Source organism: Salegentibacter maritimus (genome assembly GCF_016236915.1).
Lineage (GTDB): Bacteria > Bacteroidota > Bacteroidia > Flavobacteriales > Flavobacteriaceae > Salegentibacter > Salegentibacter maritimus.
Genome location: NZ_JAEHOK010000004.1, coordinates 108,881 through 128,246 on the forward strand (window position 1 = coordinate 108,881; position 19,366 = coordinate 128,246).

A 19,366-nucleotide genomic window follows, 5' to 3' on the forward strand; every position below is an offset into this window, starting at 1 on the left:
CTAAAAACTATTATCTATTCTATATTTTTTCATTATTCGCTGAATATCATTCCAATCGTAAAAGATCGTGCCTCCTATTTTTGTATAAGGAAGATTTCCATTAATCCTTATATTATGTAGGGTCCCGGCACTGATGCCGAGAAGTTCTTTAACTTCAGCAGATTTTAAATATCTTTTGTTCTTTCGGTAAGAATGTTCTTCCATAAGCCTTTTAAGCTCATCGAATAACTCTAGCTTAAAAATCATTAGATCATCGGTAGTAATTATTTCTTTTGCCATTCTTTGAAGGTTTTAATTTAAAATCCCACCGATGGTTATACTTTTTTACACGATGGGATTTTGTTGATTTGACTTCAAGACAAAATTGAGAAGCATCAGGAAAATAATTTCACTATTTGAACAGGACTACGGAAGAATTTAACATCATACACAAATAGTTATAAATCAATATAAATTTCAATACTTCAATGTAATACAGTACGAAAAATGATTAGAAAAACGTATACGGGTGAAATTCGGAGTTACGGCTACCTACCGAAAATTATAGGGCATTATCTCGATTTAGTTTTTGTTCGAAATTCCAGGTAATTTCATCCAAAAATTTCGTGATTCTCCCTTTTCTACCTTTAATTTCTGAAACTTTCTTATAGCAATTACCAAGTTTCTCATCGAAGATTTTTTCAAAAAGGCTAACAATATCGATTATATTGGCAGATCCATTGTTAATAGCTCCCGAGAAGTGTAGTGCATAGATAAGTTCTATAAGGTCTACCTTGGATGCCGTCCAATTTAAATCGTGATCAATAATGTTTTTGTTCTCAGGATAATTACACCTATAAAGTTCCTTTTGCAAAAAGGGCAATAATCTTTGGTAGGCTTTTAATTGGGCCAACAAAAGATCATGTGAAGTACTAAAATCTGGGTCCCAATACAGTATATCATTGCGAGATTCACCTTTATCTTGGAACTCCCGGGTATAGTAAATTTTATCCATATAACTATTACCAAGGTCTACATATAGCTGAAAATCGCGATGCTTCTGAAAAAATTTATTGAGTTTTTTTATTTCCTTATGTAAGAGTTTTCTTCTATATTTTAAAGAATAGTTTAATTCTAAACTTCTCAAATTGATGTAATAAATAAGTTGTACGAGTGGAATTTGCTTTTCTATTTTGAAGAATTGGATCTCCTGAAAAGTTGATTTAAAAGCAACCTCTTTAATTTTCAACCTATAATCATTCAGAATACCCCGGCAGTATTTTATAATACCGGTATACGCAACAAGACTTGTAGAAGAGGATTCCTCTATTTTTGAAATTTCTTCCAAAACCTGCCTGGATGTTAAAATGAAGTCCACCTTTTTTCCTATGATTCATTCCTTAAATTTCAATAAAAAGAGGTTAGAATGAAAAAGGAAAGAAAATAGGTTTATAAACCAAAATACTGCATTTATAAACAAATTTGAATAAGACCCGGAAATTCATCCTTTTGAAGGCTAAAAACATTAATCTCCAAACAATAATAAACTTCAATCTTTAAGCTCATTTATAAACCACAGAAAATTCCGATCTCATATTGAGAAGTTAAAAGTTAAGGAGGAGGAAACTTAATTTCGATTTTGTTTTCCTGACATATTGTTTTTAGCAAAAGAAAAGATTTTGCTATACAGTTTCACTATATCATCATAACCAAGTTTATCGTGAGAATTTTGATAATCTATATCTAGTAAAACTGGAACTTTACCTTTAATTATGCTTTGAAGTTTAGCAATATATTTACCACTATCCCATAAAGGAATACGATCATCCTGGGAAGCAGAAATTATAAGTGTAGCCGGATATTCTTTACCGATTTTTAAGTTGTAATATGGGTCCATTTTTACCAAACCTATATATTCCAGGCTGTCTTTAACAGAACCATATTCTAAGTAACTGGTACTGCTAACAGTTTGTGAGGATTCCACCCCGTGAGGGTTAAGTCTGGGAACTTCTGCTATAAAAGATGAGAATAAATCTGGTCTTTCATTAACCGCCATACCTGCAGTTATACCTCCGGCACTGGATGTGTATAAAGAAATTAATCCTTTTTGGGTAAATCCTTTTTGAATTAGGCCTTCTGTGCAAGCAATAAGATCTTTCCAGGAATTGAATTTAAATAATTTTTGACCTTTTTCGTGCCATTTTTTACCTTTTTCTCCACCACCCCTAACATGCGGAAATGCCAGGATTCCTCCCCGTGCTGCCCAATTTAAAAATATTGGATAAAAAAATGGACTTAAACTCTCTCCATAAGCACCATAAACATAGATAAAAACCTCATTTAAAGAACCTTTTAGGGTTTGAGGATCGTAAACTAGAGATAATGGAACTTCTACGCCATCGTGACTTTTAATCATTATTTGCTCAGAAATAAGATTTTTAAATTCAGGATAGAAGGTTTCGACTTGAAGACCTTCTTTAAATAAATTATCATCTTCAGAAATAAGAAATCTAGTGTAATTGGAAGTCCAACCATCTAACTCCACGCCGATTAAATTTGAAGCAATTGTACCACCAAAAAATGTTGCGTATCCCGGTACAAATGGAGGTTGCAATTGACATATCCCCCCTTTATCATTTATTTTCCACAAACTAACCTCTACTCCAAATTTAGATTTTGAGAAGTAAACATTATCTTTATTTAGAGCTAATTGATTTATAGGATTTTCTATGGTTCCCTCTGCTAACAAATCTGGTTTATTAAAATTAGGAGAAATAAGCTTTACGCTGCTTATTTGATTTCCTACATTATTTCCCTGGCGAAAAATAAATTCATTATCTCTCACAACACCTTCAGTTGTGAATACCTTATGCTTTATTTTAAAAAAAGGTTCCCAGGTTATTTTTCCTGAAAGCAAATCGGAAACTTTGGCTATATACGCATCATAGTAATCATTCGAGCTAGCAGAATAACCTATAATATATTCGTCTGCACTAGAGTTAATTTTTACTTTAGGATAAAAATCAATAGGAATATTTACAATATTATTTCTGCCAAAAACTTCCTTACGCAAATCAGAGTCCTCACCTAATTTATGAATTACTGAATAGGAGTTTTTTTTATAACCTGAACTAGACTGATCTATCACAGGAAAGTAGAGATATATAAAACCGGAGCTGTCTGGCAACCATTCAATTCCCCCAAATGAAGGGTTAATATTGGTAATCTGGTCTTGATAAAATTCTCCTGTTTTTATATTTAAAAATCTAATGATGGATGAAAACTTTTTATCTGAAGGAAAACCAATAGCAATTTTTAATCCATCGAAGGAAGGTTTTAGGTAGGTAATTTCTCCATGACTTTTAGGGTCAAAAATTTCTAAGGCTTTTGAATTTACATCTTCTTGAAAATATAATTTCTCTCTTCTATCTTCTTCATCATATTTAATAAAAAAATAATTCCCCTTTTCATTAATTTGAATTAAACGAATAGCTGTCTTCTCACGATTTTGATATTCCTCAAATTTCACAAGAAAATTATTGAACAACCTATTTTCAGAAAAATATGCCTCAGCAAGGGAATCCTGAGCTTTAAACCAATCTAACACCTTTGGATCTTCCAGCTTATTCAAGTTAACATAATCATCATAGATTTTGACACCAAATTTATTTATAGGCTTGATTTTCTTTTCTAATGAAGGAAATGAATTTGTATTATGAAGTTCCTGACCAAAAAGAAGGCAAGTATTCATAAATAAAGAAAATAGCAATAGTATGTAGTTTGATGATTTCATTATACTAAAATTAATAAAGCCCGGGTAAGCCCCGAGCTTTAATTCTACTGGTGATTAATTATTTTTTCCCAGGTTTTGGCCGTCTTACTTTATCGCGGTCAATAACTGAACTTCCGCCCCCTTTAATTTTATCCAAATTTTTTAAGGCTTTTCCCTGATAATCTTTTAATGATTTCTTCATAATTAAAAATTTAAAATGTTAATAAATATTTGTTGAACACTAAATAACTACAACACGCATCAAATCGCAATACTTTCGTAAACGTCATTTATAAATGACCACCTTCTTTGATAGAATTCAGCTCTTTAATAAATTTTGATGGGTAGACACCTGTATTTTTGTAAAAAGCCTTTGAAAAGGATTCACTGGTTTTAAATCCAAAAACTTCTGCCAGCCCCTGATTACTATATTTTAAAAGTCCGCGATCTGCATTTAACATTTGAATAGCTTTGGCCACTCTAAGATCTTTTAAGTAATTCGGAAATGATTTATTTTTATAGGTGTTTATAATTACCGATAAATAGGTTGTGTTTGTTTCAAGTTCCTGAGCAAGAGAGGACATATCTAAATCTTTATCCAAAAATCTTGCAGAGTCTTCAAATTTTTCCAGTCTACTTAAAATATCCTTTCTAATATCTTCGGGTACGGAACTTGGATGATTACTAACCGGCTTTTTATACCCTTTTCTTTTATTAAATCTTCCTTCTTCCATTAAAATTTTTAATTTTCTTTGAGTACGAACTGATCTGATAAAAAAGAAAATTCCCGTTAGACTACCTATTCCTGCCAATAATCCAATTCCCTTTATAAGATCCCTTTTATTTTCAAGCTGGGCTTCGGCCTGTTTTTTCTGATGTTTTAGATAAGGGATATCATAAGAAACCATTGCTGCATTTATAACTTTTTCTTGTTTTGCTGAGTGCAGGCTATCATAGGCTATAAGCTTCTCGATGTAATCAATTTGACTTTGATTATCATTTTTCGCTATTGCATACAAGATAAGTTGATGATAAACATCTTTTACCTCTAAAAATGGATCCTTCGTAGCAGTAACTATTGAGTCAACTTCTTTAAAATACTTCATAGAAAGATCTATATTATCCAACTTTTCAGCAATCTTTCCTAAATAGTATAATTTTATAGCTTTAGAAGTACCATCTAATGCTTTACTATATTTTACAAGAGTATCTCTGGCCCTTAAGTAATCACCTGCGTAAAAATTTATTTGAGCATCCAAAAGAATAAAATCTTTAAAATTAGTCGTGTCTCTCATTTGTAAGGTCAAATCTATCCCCTTATTAGTATAATATCTAGCAGAGTCCAACGACTGTAACCTTAAATGAGTTAGTGATAAATTATACAGTAACAAGGTGTGATCATCGTATAAGAGTTTTTCACTATCGGTTTCACTTTGAAGTAGTTTTAAATTTTTATTATAAAGTTCAACTGCAGCATAATGCTGACCATATAAATTTCGTATAGCTGCTATGGCTTGGCCATATTCTTTTTGTTGCTCTATATTGTTCTTTTTAAGTGCTGAATTATATGCCTGAAGATAATTGTTTAAGGCTTCTTGAAAATTGCCGGATTCATAGTTTATATGTCCCTTCAAAGCAAATCCAATCGCAGGATAGTTTGGATGCTTACTATCCCTAGTAAGTTTAATTATAGAATCGGAATAAGACAAAGCCGAAGTCTCATTTTCTAAACCAGTTTTATAGTAATAGGCCCTGGCTTTTTCAATTTTATTATTTTCTAAGGTTGCTTTTTTTAAATGTATATTGATCAACAACCCTAAAGTTACAGTATCGTGATTCTCAAATGCCTCGTACTGTAAATTCCCTATATCTTCATAGGTTAATTTAGAATTCAATAACTCCAAATTAAACTCTTTATCTTTTTGCGAATAGCCATAAGAAATAACCACACCACTTAATCCGAAAATTAAATAGATAAGAATTAACCTTAACATTGTGGCTTTCATAGTCATATCATTTTGCTAAATTGACCAGAGATGACGAAACTGATAGAAAATTCGTTCTAGCAAACTAGATTCTTTAAGTACAATTTCAGCTGTACCTATTAATTCCTGGCTTATATTTAATTCTTTGCCATATGTGGTTTTTAAACTATCCACTTCCAGGTAAACAATAAATACTGGCTCATTTTCTTTACTTGGGACCTCTGAAATTGAATTAACAATGGCTCTTACCATACCCCACTCTCTAAATGGAAAATTTTCTAATTTGAGATAAACTTTTTGGCCTTTTTTAACCTGACCAGAATTATGAATGGGAACCATACATTTTCCCAATAATTTTTCTCTATTAAATGGAATAATAGAGAAAACTATATCTCCTTCTGATACGTTCTGGTGTTCTATCCAAACTTGATTATAAGAAACCGTACCTGCTATTGGGCTTTTTAATACATTATTATCTTCCCATTGTAAAATTTGATTAAGTAAATCCTGCCTTGCAAAAATTAATTCAGCATTTTGAAGACTAATATTCCTTAAGGCACTCTTTCTTAAAATTTCCAGATCACTGTAAGCTCTATTGAGGTGAGCCTGATTTTGTATCAATTTCTGCTCAAGCAAAACATATTGTTGATTCTTCTCTGAAAATTCCAATTCAATTTTTTCTAAATTTGATTTTGAGATTACACCTTTATCAAATAATTTTTGGTGACGATTTAAATTTTGAGTAGATATAATTAAATTGTTTTTAAAGAGTTGAAGCTCTTTCTTTTTTGAGTTTAAAATTGCTGCCTGGTTATCAATTTCTTTAATTAGCCCTTGCTCAATAGCTTTATTTTCACCTAATTTATTTTCTAAAATAAGCTTATGATATTCCTCCATATACTTATTATAAACTTCCTGAAGTGAAGCCCCTAAACCTAAATTTACAGGATACACTTTTATTAAAGTACCCAATGATGATATGTTTAAAGAATCATTTATTAATCTATTTTTCAAATAAGTAACATCCTTATAGCTGGCCGGATGATCAAGGATGGCAACCATTTCACCAACTTTCACCGAATCTTTAGGTCTTTTAAAAATTGCTGCAAGTTTTCCATCTCTTTTGACTTTAATTTGTACTGGAGGATTTAGAGAAGTAAGAATAAGATCACCTTTTACCACCTGATCAAATGAAATAGTACCAGATACCAATAGCATAAATACGAAGAATATAAATATGTAGCCTGTACCCCGGCGAATTAAATATCCGGGTTTAAAATATGGAGGATTAACCTTGCTTCTATCAAATCCACGCTTTTCCAAGGCTTTAAATTTTTAATTGATGTTTAATTAAATTATGATAAACTCCTTTTTTAGCAATTAGTTCATCGTGATTACCACGCTCCACAATACTACCTTTTTCCATTACTAAAATTTGATCGGCATCCATTACTGTAGAAAGTCTATGAGCTATAACTACTACAGTTCTTTTTTTATAAAACATCTTCAAATGGTCTGAAATAATTTTTTCATTTTGGGTATCTAAGGAACTGGTTGCTTCATCAAGAAATAAGTAATCCGGGTTTTTGTAAATCGCTCTGGCCAGCAAAAGTCTTTGCCGCTCCCCCCCACTGAGTAATTGACCATTTTCGCCTATATGAGTCTTAAAACCAAGTGGTAATTGCTCTATAAGTTCATTTAGATTTACCATTTCCACTGCTTTTCGCAATAAAATTTTATCGATTGGCACATCGGGCTGAGATTCGGTAATGTTTCTTTCCAAAGTATCATTAAAGAAACAACCATCCTGCATTACTACTCCACATTTACTTCTCCAAATGGCGGAATCTATAAATTTCAAATCGTTATTTCCAACCCTAATACTACCTTCCCAGGGACTATAAAACTTAAGAAGTATTTTAAGTAATGTTGTCTTACCTGAGCCACTTGAGCCGACTATAGCCGTTGTTTTTCCGCAAGGAATGATAACACTTAAATTTTTAAAGAGTGGAGGTAAGCTTGGATCTCCGTAACCAAAACTTATATTATTAAAAGATACACTACCCTCCGGTTCTATATAATCGCCTCTGCTGCTAGTTTCTTCAGGAGTTTTTTTATGGATTTCAGACAACCTGTTAAATGAAAGCTTTGCACTTTGATAATCAGTGAAAAAATTAATAATATTTGAGACCGGTAAAGACAAACTTCCAATTACAAATTGAATTGCCAACATAGCTCCTAATGAAATCTGTCCTGATATTACAGCTCTAGCAGACAAGTATATTATTAAAATATTTGTAAGCTCATTTAGGAAAAACCCACCTTTGATTTGAGCCTGTTCTACTCTTAAAATTTTTGACTTTATTGCAAAAAGGTTATTTTGATTTATTTTCCATTCGGTTTTTCTTCGTGTCTCTGAGTTATTTAATTTTATCTCGGAAACAGCTAAAATCATTTGCAGAAATAATGACTGGTCTTTTCTATTATGATCAAATATCTGGTTATCTAAAATTTCTCTCCTTTTGATAAACAAAAATGACCACCCAAGGAACAATAGAGTTCCTGTAAAAAATACTAAGGCTATTTCGGGATGAAAATAGAATAATATAATTCCAAAAATCATAATTGAGAAGATATCAAATGGTATATTCAAACCTCGACCAGTTATGAACTCCTCAATTCTTTGATGATCATAAATTCTTTGCAAAAAATCACCTGTATTCTTTGATTCAAAATATGCAATAGGTAAAGTAAGAAGCTTACCCAGAAAATCGGAAATCATTTGGATATTTACACTAATACTTAAATATAAAAGAAGCCAATCTCTGATAATTTCTGTTAGAGATCTGATAAGGAACAAAGAGAATTGGCAAATTAAAATAAGATTTATAAAGCTAAAATCTTCATAATTTATTCCATAATCCACAAGACTTTGGGTAAGGAAAGGAAGCATTAATTGGATAACAATAGCTATTATTAAACCCAGTATTAATTGTCTAATATAGGCTTTGAACGGCTTTAAATACTCAATCAAGTATTTACCGTTATCCTCCACTTTATCCTGAGGTTCATTTTCTGGAAATTCAAAGTGTTGGTTAGGCTCCAATAGAAGAAGTACTCCCTGATTCTTATTAGGGTCCGCCCATTTAGATAAAAAATCTTTGTGACTATATTTCAATTTACCATAAGCTGGATCAGAAATAAAGATGTGTTTTCTGGAAACTTTATAAATAACCACAAAGTGGTTACCTTCCCAATGAGCGATTGTTGGTAATGGTACCTCTGTAATTAATTCTAAGAAATTAATCCTAACACCAACAGTTTCTATTTCCAACTTTTTTAATGCATTGGAAAGACCTGCAAAGGACGAACCGTCTTTCTGTAAATAACATATTTTCCTTAAATATTCTATGTCATAATTTCCGCCAAAAAAATCAGTGACCATCTTGATACAAGAAGGACCGCAATCCATTTGATCTAATTGACGAAAAACAGGAAAATCTACAGCCCTAAACATAACAAATGAAACTAAATTGATTTAAATTTAATCTGGAATTGATTATGTGACTTCTCAAAAGGTCGTTGATTTATAAATCACGTGCCTTTCGAATAGAAAATAGGGAGTATCTATTCTAAAGTTTTACAGCCTGTAGTATAATTCTTACTGAGAAAACTCACTTTCGACTTCCAATAAATTGGGCATCAGAAATTTACAAAATAATATTATAGGTTTAAAAATTATTTTTAATTAAGAAGAACATCTGGAAGAATAGAAATTTCTTCCTTTTTATCCTTATTTAATTAATTTTTAAGATGCTAGATTCGGATTTTCCGAAGTACTGTCTTTCTGTTTCCTTTTTAGAATTCCGCGTAAAGCATTCATATCCTGACTTACTTTGTTTTCTAAAACTCTTGCATAAATTTGAGTCGTGGAAATTTTGGTATGGCCTAAGAGTTTAGATACAGTTTCTATGGGCACACCATTGCTTAAAGTTACTGTAGTCGCAAATGTATGTCTGGCCATATGAAAGGTTAAATTCTTCTTTATTCCACAAAGAATAGCAACTTCTTTTAAATAGACATTTAATTTTTCATTAGTAATTTTAGGTAACAAGGTGCCAGTTACAATAGTCATTGGGTGATTCTCATACTTTTTGATTAGTTCTAAGGCAGGCTCCAGTAGTGGAACTTTAATAGGTGTTTTAGTCTTTTGTCTCTTTGTAATAATCCAGTTATTCCCATCAATTCCTATGGAAATATTATCTGGGGTTAATTTCATTATATCCACATAACTTATACCTGTATAACAACTGAAGACAAATAAATCGCGAACACGGTCAAGCCTTTCTACTAGAAACTCATAAGTTTCCAAATTAGACAACTCACCAACTGTTAAAAATTCCCGATCTTTTTTCTCAAAAGTATTTTTCCAACGGCGAAAAGGATCTTTATCTAACCATTCCATATTATAAGCTAGTGTAACCATTTTTCGTAAGCGCTGAATATGCTTCATAATGGTATTATGTCCCATAGCTTTTGGATGCCCCTTTGGATAGTAACTACCAAGAAAATCTTCAAAATCGCAGAGGAACTTATAGTCGAGTTCCTTTAGATAAATATCAGAGGTTTTCCGTTCCTTATTCAAAAATTTAAAGAAGTAATTCTCAGAAACTCTATAATTTCGAATTGAACCTGCAGCGTGCGTGTTCTTGATTTTTCTTGAATGGTATTCAATAAGATCTCGAAGTGATTTAGAGTTTTCAACTTCTCCCAGGTAGGTGGCTTTAATTAGCTGAGCGGTTACTTTCTTTCCTTTTGAACTCAATTCTTGGTAACATTGGAAAATTCGGGATTTTGCAGAATCCAAATAATGATTTATTTGTTTAGCCTCTGAGGAAGTTCCCTTTACTTTCTTTTTGGAAGAATCCCATAAATCAAATGAAATTTTACGTTTTAAACTGACAAGTACCCTTCGTTGGTTAACCGTTATCCTGGCATAGATAATTCCCTGATTAACCTTTTCATTTGTGGGTTTCACCCAAAAATGTACTGAAAATGTGTTTTTAGTTCGCATTGCTGTCATCTTTAAATTAAACATTTAATATTCAGATGAAGTCAAATCAACAATACAAGTTCAAATATAAGCTTTTACCTTATATGTAACCTCAGGTTACATTTGAAAATTAAGGTAACCTTTTAGTTCTCATTACAATTTGAATACTATCAAATAAAATAAAAACCCAAAACCTAAAAAACCGCGCTAATCATAAGATTTGCGCGGTTTTGATAAGATTTATTAATCTTAAAAGTGACCCCGGCAGGATTCAAACCTGCAACCCTCAGAGCCGAAATCTGATGCGCTATTCAGTTGCGCCACGGGGCCGTTTTTCAGTTTGCAGTTTGCAGTTTGCAGTTTGCAGTTTGCAGTTTGCAGTTTGCAGTTTGCGAAACTAAAAAATATTTCTTTTCAAATTTATTTTGAAAATTACTTACTCAATTTCTTCTTAACAATGGTAGAAATAGTCTTGCCATCGGCTCTACCCGCCAATTCAGCACTTGCCATTCCCATCACTTTTCCCATATCCTGCATTCCGCTGGCTCCGGTTTTAGCAATTACTTCATCTACTTTTGCTTCAATTTCAGCTTCACTTAACTGTTCAGGTAAAAAAGACGCAATTACCGCAGCTTGCTTTTCTTCAGGTTCAGCCAGGTCTGGCCTGTTTTGTTCCCTGTAAATCGCAGCACTATCTTTACGTTGTTTTACCAGTTTTTGTAAAAGCTTTAATTCTTCATCTTCAGTTAAACCATCTTTTGCAGAACTTTCGGTATTTGCCAGTAGAATAGCACCTTTTACCGAACGTAAAGCCTCTAGCTTTTCGCTGTCTTTAGCCTTCATAGCGGCCTTCATCTCTGCCATTACTTTATCCTGTAAACTCATAGTTTAAAAGTCTTATTTCTGCAGCGAAGATAAAATATTAAAATTAAAATACACACTTATTGTCCTTTGAAAATTAAGTATCTTCAAACTATTAAACATAGCTTTTATTATGAAAAACCTATTTATTAGCGCCCTGCTTCTTCTAAGCTTTTCTGTTTCAGCACAGGAGCGATTTATAAACGATTCTTTTGAATTAAAAACCAAAGAAACCAGAACTTATGCTATTAAAAACAGTGAGGAATTAAAACTAGATATCTACCAACCAGAAAAGGATACCATGCAGCAAAGGCCTGTGATTATTTTTATGCACGGTGGTGGATTCTCAGGCGGCAGCCGAACCAATTCCGCCGAAGTAAAATTTGCTGAAAATGCAGCTAAAAAAGGCTATGTTGCTGTACAAATTTCCTACAGGCTTACCCGAAAAGGACAATCTTTTGGCTGCGATTATAAAGCTTCCGGAAAGATTGAAACATTTAAACTGGCTGCTGAAGACTTTATGGATGCAGTAGATTTTATGATAAAAAACAAGCAGGAATTCAACATAGATACTTCAAAGGTAATTGTTGGAGGAAGTAGCGCCGGGGCCGAAGCGGTATTGAATGCAGTCTATAACGATCGTTTAATGTTTAAAGATGCTACAAAACATAGGAAAATAAATTTTGCCGGGGTTTTCTCCCTGGCCGGTGCCGTTGTAGATGCACGATATATTACTAGGCAAAATGCTGTGCCCGGAGTATTCTTTCACGGCACCAAAGACAACCTTGTGCCCTATGCTTCCGCCCCACACCATTGGTGTGACCCGGCCCAACCGGGCTATATTATGCTAGACGGCTCTAAAACAATTACCGAAAAACTGGCAAAATTAGACACTGCTTATATGCTGTATAGCTTTAATGGCGGAAAACACGAACACGCAGGAATGCCATTTGATTATCTACCTGAGGTTTTCAACTTTTTTAAATCGGTGTTTTTAAATGGGGAAAGCAAACAAGTTGAAGTCTATAAGTAAATAAACTCGTAGCAGGCCCGGGAGTATTAAATCTCGATTATCGAGTAAGATGAGTTTTGCATTGAAAAACAACGCAGTATATTAGTAAACTACCTCGGGGCAAGCCCACGAGGCATTCGTTGAAAACAAATTTTTAATTTCGAGGCAAGCCTCGGGGTATTACACCCTTTGGCGGTGCCAATTAAAAATCCCGCCGAAGCGGGATTTGAAATCCGGGAGCAGTAGGGCACCTCCCGGAAACTTGCATTAATAAACTACCTTGAGGTATTACAGCCTTTGGCAGTACCAATAAAAAACAAAAACTTTATTCCCCTACAGTAAAAGTTCCGGTGAATTCGTGGTCTGAACTTCCGGCTACGAAAAATTCGAATTCGCCGGGTTCTACTACAAATTCCAGGTTTGCGTTATAGAACTTAAGGTCTTCCGCAGTAATTTTAAAACTTACTTCTTGAGATTGGCCTTTCTTTAGGCGTATCTTCTTAAATGCTTTTAATTCTTTTTTAGGTGGCGTGATGCTTCTCACTTTATCGTGAATATACAGCTGCACCACTTCTTCCCCATCAAAATTACCGGTATTTGTCACCGTAGTGGTAACTGTAATACTTTCGTTTGCACTTATTTTATCTGAACTTAGCTTAGATTCACCATATTCAAAATCTGTATAGGAAAGTCCGTGACCAAAGGCTAACTCGGGCGTATTTTCCACATCTAAATAATTAGATTTGAACTTCTGAAATTCAGATGGTGATGCCGCAGGTCTTCCCGTAGTTTTCATTCGATAGTAAATAGGAATTTGACCTACATTTCTCGGCCAGGTAGCGGTTAATTTCCCCGAAGGATTATAATCTCCAAAAAGCACATCACCTATGGCATTTCCGGCTTCCACACCCGGATGCCATACCTGAAGAATATTTACCGGCAATTTCATTTCCTCTGAAATCACTAATGGCCTGCCACTCATTAAAACCAACACAACAGGTTTACCGGTTTTTACAAGTTCTCTTATCAACTCTTTCTGACTATCGGGAATATTTAAGTTAGTACGGCTGGCAGCCTCCCCACTCATTTCACTGGCTTCCCCAACAACAGCTACAATTACATCGGCATCTTTAGAAACCTCTAAAGCCTCTTCCAGCATAGCCTCTGGAGATTCCTCTGAAATTTCAATACGTGGGCCAAAGACATTCACTTTTTTAGCAAAAGCCTTATCATTGCTAACGTTCGCTCCTTTGGCATAAGTAATTTCGGCATTTGGCGCCACATTCTTTAGGCCCTCCAGAATTGGAACTGAAAGTTGCGGGTTACCGGTTGGTGCCCAGGTTCCAAGCATATTATTTTTGTTATTGGCCAATGGCCCAACCAATGCAATTTTCGCATCTTTGGCTAAAGGCAAAATGTTTTCGTGCTTTTTCAATAATACAAAAGAACGTCTTGCTGCTTTTCTGGCTACCGCTCTGTTTTCTTCAGAAAGAATATCTTTTTCAGGCCTGCTTTCATCTGAATATAAATAAGGATCGTTTAAAAGACCCAATTTATGTTTTGCTTCCAGGATTCTGCGAGCGGCTTTAGTAATTTGTTCTTCGGAAACTTTTCCTTCCTCCACAGATTTTTTGAGGGTGGTTAAAAAACCTTCACCTACCATGTCCATATCCAACCCGGCGTTTATAGCTAAAACTGAAACATCTTGTAGGTCGCCCATTCCGTGGGCAATCATTTCATTTACAGAAGTATAATCTGAAACTATAAAACCTTCAAATCCCCAACGTTTACGAAACAAATCTGTAAGCAACCATTTATTCCCCGAAGCAGGAACCCCGTGAATATCATTAAAGGAAGTCATTGCACTGGCAACACCGGCATCTACCGCCGCTTTGTATGGCGGCAAATATTCATTAAACATTTTGATCTTGCTCATATCTACCGAGTTATAATCACGGCCGGCTTCAGAAGCTCCGTAAAGTGCCAAATGTTTTACCGTAGAAAGCATGGTATGTGGTGCAGTAAAATCGTCTCCCTGGTAACCTTCTACCATGGCTTTAGCTACCTGAGATCCTAAATAAGGATCTTCACCTGCGCCTTCTGCGATACGCCCCCATCTTGGATCCCGGGCTATATCTACCATTGGAGAAAAATTCCAGTTAATTCCATCGGCGGTAGCTTCTTTTGCCGCAATTTGTGCCGTCTCTTTAATAAGTTCCATATCCCAACTGGAGGAAAGCCCTAGTGGAATTGGGAAAGTAGTTTTATACCCATGAATAACATCAGATCCTATTAGCAAAGGAATACCCAAACGCGAGTTTTCCACGGCCAATTGCTGTGCCTGCCTTACTTTTTCGGGGCTGGAAACACCAAAAACACCTCCAACATTTCCCTCTTTAATTTTAGTTTCTACATCTTCACTCACCACCGATCCGGTAGCTACACCACCTCCGGGAGTAACCAGGTTTAACTGACCTATTTTCTCCTCCAGTGTCATTTTTGTTAATAGTTCCTCAACCTCAGGTATTCTTTCCTGGGCATTTAGAAACGAGAGCCCCATAAGCATTACAAGACTCATTGATAGATAAACTCTCCTCATTTTTTCCTTTTCTTTTAAATTATTTTTTTTTGATTATTTCACTTTTACTACTTCAGAGCTTTTAGAAATCCCATTTTCATTAAAGGCTTCAATACTGAAATAATATTCTGTATCCCGATCCAGGCTACGCATAAAATGTTCGCTCTTCTCGTACACTAACCAGGAATGGTATAATTTGTTTGGTGCAATTCCCCAGCGAATATTGTAGCCCTGAGCTCCCTTTACCTCATCCCATTTCAAAGAGATATCCCTCCTGTCTTCCTGGCGGATGATTTCGAAGTTTTTCACCTTCGGCGGCTTTTTACCAAAACCTTTTCCAAAGACCCTAATTTCAGATAAAGCCAGGTTATTCCCGGGAACTTCAATATTTTTATAGCGCACATATTTCGCTTTCACAGCCTTATTAAGTGGAATATAGGCATTGGGTGTATCTTTAAAGCTTTCGCTTCTATCTACAATAGTTTTCCAGTTTTTACCATCTTCTGAAACTTCCAGGGTAAACCTATGCCGTAAACCCTCGGTTCGGGTATAAATTCCGGATTCCTGATCGTGAAAATTTAATTGAAAAGCATAAATTTTTCCCGGAGAGAGCATTTCTATCTCTACCCATTGCTGATCGTTATTTGCTTCGGCGACCCAGAAAGATTTAGGGCTTTCATCGGTTAATACTTTCGAGATTATCTTTCCCTTACTATTCTTTTCCAATGGCATTTCTTTAATATCAAAATCGCCATCGGTAGCGGTACTTTTACTTATCTGCATTTGCGAAGAAGATACCGTGGCTTTTCCTTTATAAGAAAGTAGCATCCAACCATTATGCTGCCCGGCTTTGGTAGGATGTTTGGGCCCATAAAGTGGGTAATCCCCATAAGCGGTAATGGTGTACATTAAACCTTCCTTATCAAAATAAGTTGGGAACATAGCAAGTCTTCTTTCCCAGTGAGAATTAGAAGCCAGTGCCATAGTTGCAAAATGCCAATATTGACCGTTTTTTTGCTTCATAGTAATCCCGTGGCCGGCCCCATTAGTGAACCCGCCGGGTTTAAAGCTCATGGGATTGTTCTTCATATAAGTGAATGGCCCAAGTGGCGAATCGCTAACATAGGCAGCATCGGCATATACGTTAAACTGTGTACCTGGTGCGGCATACTGCAAATAGTATTTACCATTGTGTTTGGTCATGGAAGCTCCTTCCATATAGCCTTCTTTTAAAGTAGGGTGATAATTGTTCTCACCAAACCGCTCCCAGCCGTGCTCTTCTTCTACAAGATTAATAAGTTCTTTTTCAACACCAGTTTCAATAAACCGATTGTCTTTATCCAGCATCTTTACTTTTAAAGGATGCACATTGGAGGAGCCCCAATATAAATAGGCCTTCCCGTCATCATCAATAAACAATTCGGAATCCTGGATATTTGTTGAAATAGATGCAGTAGGTGTCCATTCTCCTTTTTTAGGGTCATCGGTATACAGAATGCTTCCATAACCGGCCGGATCTCCTGCAAAATAAACCAATGAATCTTTATAATTAAAAGCAGTTGGCGCATTAGAGCCTTCAAAGAACCATTGTTTCGGCCTTATAAATTCCCAATTTATTAAATCTTTAGAATGCCAATAACCGAATGACCGGGTAACGAACATATAATACTCCCCCCTGTATTCAATAACTGCAGGGTCTGCCCCAGAACGATAAGAAATATCCCTATGGGAATTGTAAACCATATAGGTATAGTCTATATCTAAAGGATTGATATAGGTTTCCGGGATTACTTCTTCTGTTTTTTGTGCAGAAGCAACACCCGTAAACAACAAAATCACTGCAGTAAATAAGTAATTAAGTTTTTTCATTTTCTCCCTCATTATTATTGGTTCGACTTATCGAATGAAAACAACCAGGGCAATAAATTAGGCTCTGCAAATGCTGAGTCCCAACTATTGTGATTATCATTTGGGTATAGCGAAAGTTTGGCATTACCACCGTAATGATTAATAGATCGAGCCATGGCTTCAGAATATTCCGGAAGCACTACATTATCTTTTTTTCCGTGGAAAAGCCAAATATTAAATCCTTCGGGATATTCCTTAGCAATTTCAGGATTGGCACCACCACAAATAGCAAAAGCAGCGGCAAACATTTCAGGTTTTTTATAAATTATTTCAAAAGTTCCCATTCCTCCCATGGAAAGTCCGCCAACGTAAATTCGGTTTTTATCCACATAATTTTCAGCAGTTATTTTATCCATCAGTTCCATAACTAACTGTAATGATGTTGTAGCTGGCTTTTTATTCATATAACCAAATTGAAAAGGAATGGTATCACGGTTCACTTCTACCTTTGCCCAGTAATCTTCTTTTGGTGACTGCGGAAAAATAACTATTGCAGGAAATTCTTCCTGATTGTTTAGAAACAACTCACTACCGTGCATTAATTGTGAGTGATTATCACTACCTCTCTCCCCTGCCCCATGAAGAAACAAAACCACAGGATATTCTTTTTCTTCAGAAAAATTCTTCGGAAAAAGAATACGGTATTTCAGGGTATCAGAATCTTTAATAAAGTGCTCCTTTTTAAAAGCTTCTTTTTCCTGTGCTCCTACTGAAGACGGTACAATTAGTAAAGCAACCAGAAAAACTACTAAAACATGTACAAACCTATTTTTCATATTTATTATTATTTATATTAATCTTACAAAATTTAAGTTTTTGTAAGATTTAGTGTTAGTAAGAGAACCCAAGTTTATCCAGTCCTTCCTGTATTTCGGGGGCTCCCATAAACAAGTTCCAAATAAGTCCTGATCTATAATTCTCTATCATTACCACCATAGGACCCTGGTCTATAGCCAGGTATCTTTGGGCTACCCAGTTTTCATCTTCTAAACTATAGGCATCATAAAATCCGGCCGGTCCCCAAAGCAAGTCGTTTTGATCTTCAAAAAAGTAACGCATGGCTTTTAGGGAAAGCTCTGGAGTATAAGCAATAGAGCTAATGGCGGCAGTTGGAGAAACCACTCCACGATCATTATCGGGTGAATGGGCCGTGTAACCTATTCCATTATCTTCGTTTCTGGTATAACTGGCAGTTAAGCCCCAGGAGTTTTCGTTATAAGTTTCAAAACCCTTAGGGTTCTCCTGAGCGTATTCATAATTAATTTTGGTATGGTTTACATTTAAATCCCAATAATTAGCATATTTATCTTTCAGGCCTTTGGGATTTAAGCCCAAATAAGAATAATGTGCCCAAAAGAGCGGTCCTGCTTTATCTCCACTAGTATTATGTTTTAAAACCAGGGGAATTCCGTATGCTTCTTTATCGCTAACTATGTTTCCGCTACGCGCCCAGCCTTCGTGATAAGCTTTAGCATCAATGGCGTGATCTGGAGACGAAGCAGCCATCACATAAGTAATTAAACATTCGTTATAACCTTCTATCATAAAATCCATTTCCCACTGATATTCTGGAGACCAGTGCCAGTATAGTCCATTTTTATTATTGGTATACCATTCCCACTCTATACTCTTCCAGAGCGCATCATATTTTTCGGCAACTGCTTTTTCCTTTTCATTTCCATTTTTCAGGTATTCACGAACAACAATAAAGCCCTGGGCTAAAAATGAAGTTTCAACAAGATCTCCCCCATTATCTTTCTCACTAAAAGCCTGGGTTTCGCCTGTTTTTCCGTTTAACCAATGTGCCCAAACCCCATGAAATCTTGGTGCATTGTCTAAAAAATCGGCAATTTTATCGAGGCGGGCTACAGCAGAGTCTCGCGGAATCCATTCCCGTTCCATCCCCGAAACTATAGCCATAAGTCCGAAGCCGGAACCTCCTGTAGTTACTACGTGGGCATCGTTTTTTGGATATTCCCCATCGGGGTGATAACGTTCCCGGGCCATACCGGAATTTGGCTCGGCATAGTCCCAAAAATATTTCAAGGTTTGCTTTTGAACCGTATCCAATAATTCTTCTTTTGAAATGGATAGGGTTTTATTTTTGTTTAAGTCCTTTTCTTCTTTTTTTGATTCATTTTTACAGCTTAATAGCAAAAAACCAATAAGAAAAATACTTAAAACTGATTTATAGTTAGTCATTTTGTATAATTTTTAA

14 protein-coding genes and 1 tRNA gene are annotated in these 19,366 nt (G+C 35.1%); 1 reads left to right on the plus strand and 14 read right to left on the minus strand.

The features are described 5' to 3' along the window. From I6U49_RS04580 to I6U49_RS04620, 10 genes are all read right to left on the minus strand, one after another. On the minus strand, nucleotides 1-279 hold the full coding sequence (locus tag I6U49_RS04580) for a helix-turn-helix domain-containing protein (RefSeq protein ID WP_198627771.1): 279 nt from the start codon (nucleotides 277-279) through the stop codon (nucleotides 1-3). A gap of 262 nt (nucleotides 280-541) precedes the next feature. Continuing rightward, the gene (locus tag I6U49_RS04585) at nucleotides 542-1,357 is read right to left on the minus strand and encodes an RteC domain-containing protein (RefSeq protein WP_198627772.1); all 816 of its coding nucleotides are present in this window, start codon (nucleotides 1,355-1,357) and stop codon (nucleotides 542-544) included. A gap of 249 nt (nucleotides 1,358-1,606) precedes the next feature. Next, nucleotides 1,607-3,772: a prolyl oligopeptidase family serine peptidase gene (locus tag I6U49_RS04590; RefSeq protein ID WP_198627773.1), complete on the minus strand. Its 2,166-nt coding sequence runs from the start codon at nucleotides 3,770-3,772 to the stop codon at nucleotides 1,607-1,609. 58 nt (nucleotides 3,773-3,830) lie between these two features. Further along, nucleotides 3,831-3,953: a hypothetical protein gene (locus tag I6U49_RS17065; protein ID WP_262894944.1), complete on the minus strand. Its 123-nt coding sequence runs from the start codon at nucleotides 3,951-3,953 to the stop codon at nucleotides 3,831-3,833. 88 nt (nucleotides 3,954-4,041) lie between these two features. After that, complete coding sequence (locus I6U49_RS17175; RefSeq protein ID WP_198627774.1) at nucleotides 4,042-5,700, minus strand: helix-turn-helix domain-containing protein; 1,659 nt, start codon at nucleotides 5,698-5,700, stop codon at nucleotides 4,042-4,044. Nucleotides 5,701-5,772: 72 nt separating this feature from the next. After that, complete coding sequence (locus tag I6U49_RS04600; protein WP_198627775.1) at nucleotides 5,773-7,059, minus strand: HlyD family secretion protein; 1,287 nt, start codon at nucleotides 7,057-7,059, stop codon at nucleotides 5,773-5,775. A gap of 4 nt (nucleotides 7,060-7,063) precedes the next feature. Next, nucleotides 7,064-9,253, minus strand: a complete 2,190-nt coding sequence (locus I6U49_RS04605; RefSeq protein ID WP_198627776.1) for a peptidase domain-containing ABC transporter — start codon at nucleotides 9,251-9,253, stop codon at nucleotides 7,064-7,066. A gap of 291 nt (nucleotides 9,254-9,544) precedes the next feature. Further along, on the minus strand, nucleotides 9,545-10,810 hold the full coding sequence (locus tag I6U49_RS04610) for a site-specific integrase (protein ID WP_198627777.1): 1,266 nt from the start codon (nucleotides 10,808-10,810) through the stop codon (nucleotides 9,545-9,547). 235 nt (nucleotides 10,811-11,045) lie between these two features. Continuing rightward, nucleotides 11,046-11,119: transfer RNA gene (locus I6U49_RS04615), tRNA-Arg, on the minus strand. Between the two features lie 102 nt (nucleotides 11,120-11,221). Then, complete coding sequence (locus I6U49_RS04620; protein WP_193711587.1) at nucleotides 11,222-11,674, minus strand: GatB/YqeY domain-containing protein; 453 nt, start codon at nucleotides 11,672-11,674, stop codon at nucleotides 11,222-11,224. Nucleotides 11,675-11,783: 109 nt separating this feature from the next. Between I6U49_RS04620 and I6U49_RS04625 the strand changes: the two genes are divergently transcribed. Next, on the plus strand, nucleotides 11,784-12,683 hold the full coding sequence (locus I6U49_RS04625) for an alpha/beta hydrolase (protein ID WP_198627778.1): 900 nt from the start codon (nucleotides 11,784-11,786) through the stop codon (nucleotides 12,681-12,683). A 304-nt stretch (nucleotides 12,684-12,987) separates the two neighbouring features. Here the strand turns inward: I6U49_RS04625 and bglX are convergent, their stop codons facing one another. The 4 genes from bglX to I6U49_RS04645 are packed head-to-tail and all read right to left on the minus strand — an operon-like array spanning nucleotide 12,988 to nucleotide 19,350. After that, nucleotides 12,988-15,261, minus strand: a complete 2,274-nt coding sequence (bglX, locus tag I6U49_RS04630) for a beta-glucosidase BglX (protein WP_198627779.1) — start codon at nucleotides 15,259-15,261, stop codon at nucleotides 12,988-12,990. A gap of 33 nt (nucleotides 15,262-15,294) precedes the next feature. Then, nucleotides 15,295-17,109, minus strand: coding sequence for a family 43 glycosylhydrolase (locus I6U49_RS04635; protein WP_198627780.1), 1,815 nt, complete (start codon nucleotides 17,107-17,109; stop codon nucleotides 15,295-15,297). A 14-nt stretch (nucleotides 17,110-17,123) separates the two neighbouring features. Next, nucleotides 17,124-17,924, minus strand: a complete 801-nt coding sequence (locus tag I6U49_RS04640) for a carboxylesterase family protein (protein WP_198627781.1) — start codon at nucleotides 17,922-17,924, stop codon at nucleotides 17,124-17,126. 55 nt (nucleotides 17,925-17,979) lie between these two features. Then, nucleotides 17,980-19,350: a glucoamylase family protein gene (locus I6U49_RS04645; protein WP_198627782.1), complete on the minus strand. Its 1,371-nt coding sequence runs from the start codon at nucleotides 19,348-19,350 to the stop codon at nucleotides 17,980-17,982. Between the last annotated feature and the right edge of the window lie 16 nt (nucleotides 19,351-19,366).

Coding starts and splice junctions, on each gene's coding strand:
- I6U49_RS04580 (WP_198627771.1), bottom strand. CDS start 279: ATGGCAAAAGAAATAATTACTACCGATGATCTAATGATTTTTAAGCTA.
- I6U49_RS04590 (WP_198627773.1), bottom strand. CDS start 3,772: ATGAAATCATCAAACTACATACTATTGCTATTTTCTTTATTTATGAAT.
- I6U49_RS17065 (WP_262894944.1), bottom strand. CDS start 3,953: ATGAAGAAATCATTAAAAGATTATCAGGGAAAAGCCTTAAAAAATTTG.
- I6U49_RS04605 (WP_198627776.1), bottom strand. CDS start 9,253: ATGTTTAGGGCTGTAGATTTTCCTGTTTTTCGTCAATTAGATCAAATG.
- I6U49_RS04610 (WP_198627777.1), bottom strand. CDS start 10,810: ATGCGAACTAAAAACACATTTTCAGTACATTTTTGGGTGAAACCCACA.
- I6U49_RS04620 (WP_193711587.1), bottom strand. CDS start 11,674: ATGAGTTTACAGGATAAAGTAATGGCAGAGATGAAGGCCGCTATGAAG.
- I6U49_RS04625 (WP_198627778.1), top strand. CDS start 11,784: ATGAAAAACCTATTTATTAGCGCCCTGCTTCTTCTAAGCTTTTCTGTT.
- bglX (WP_198627779.1), bottom strand. CDS start 15,261: ATGAGGAGAGTTTATCTATCAATGAGTCTTGTAATGCTTATGGGGCTC.
- I6U49_RS04635 (WP_198627780.1), bottom strand. CDS start 17,109: ATGAAAAAACTTAATTACTTATTTACTGCAGTGATTTTGTTGTTTACG.
- I6U49_RS04640 (WP_198627781.1), bottom strand. CDS start 17,924: ATGAAAAATAGGTTTGTACATGTTTTAGTAGTTTTTCTGGTTGCTTTA.
- I6U49_RS04645 (WP_198627782.1), bottom strand. CDS start 19,350: ATGACTAACTATAAATCAGTTTTAAGTATTTTTCTTATTGGTTTTTTG.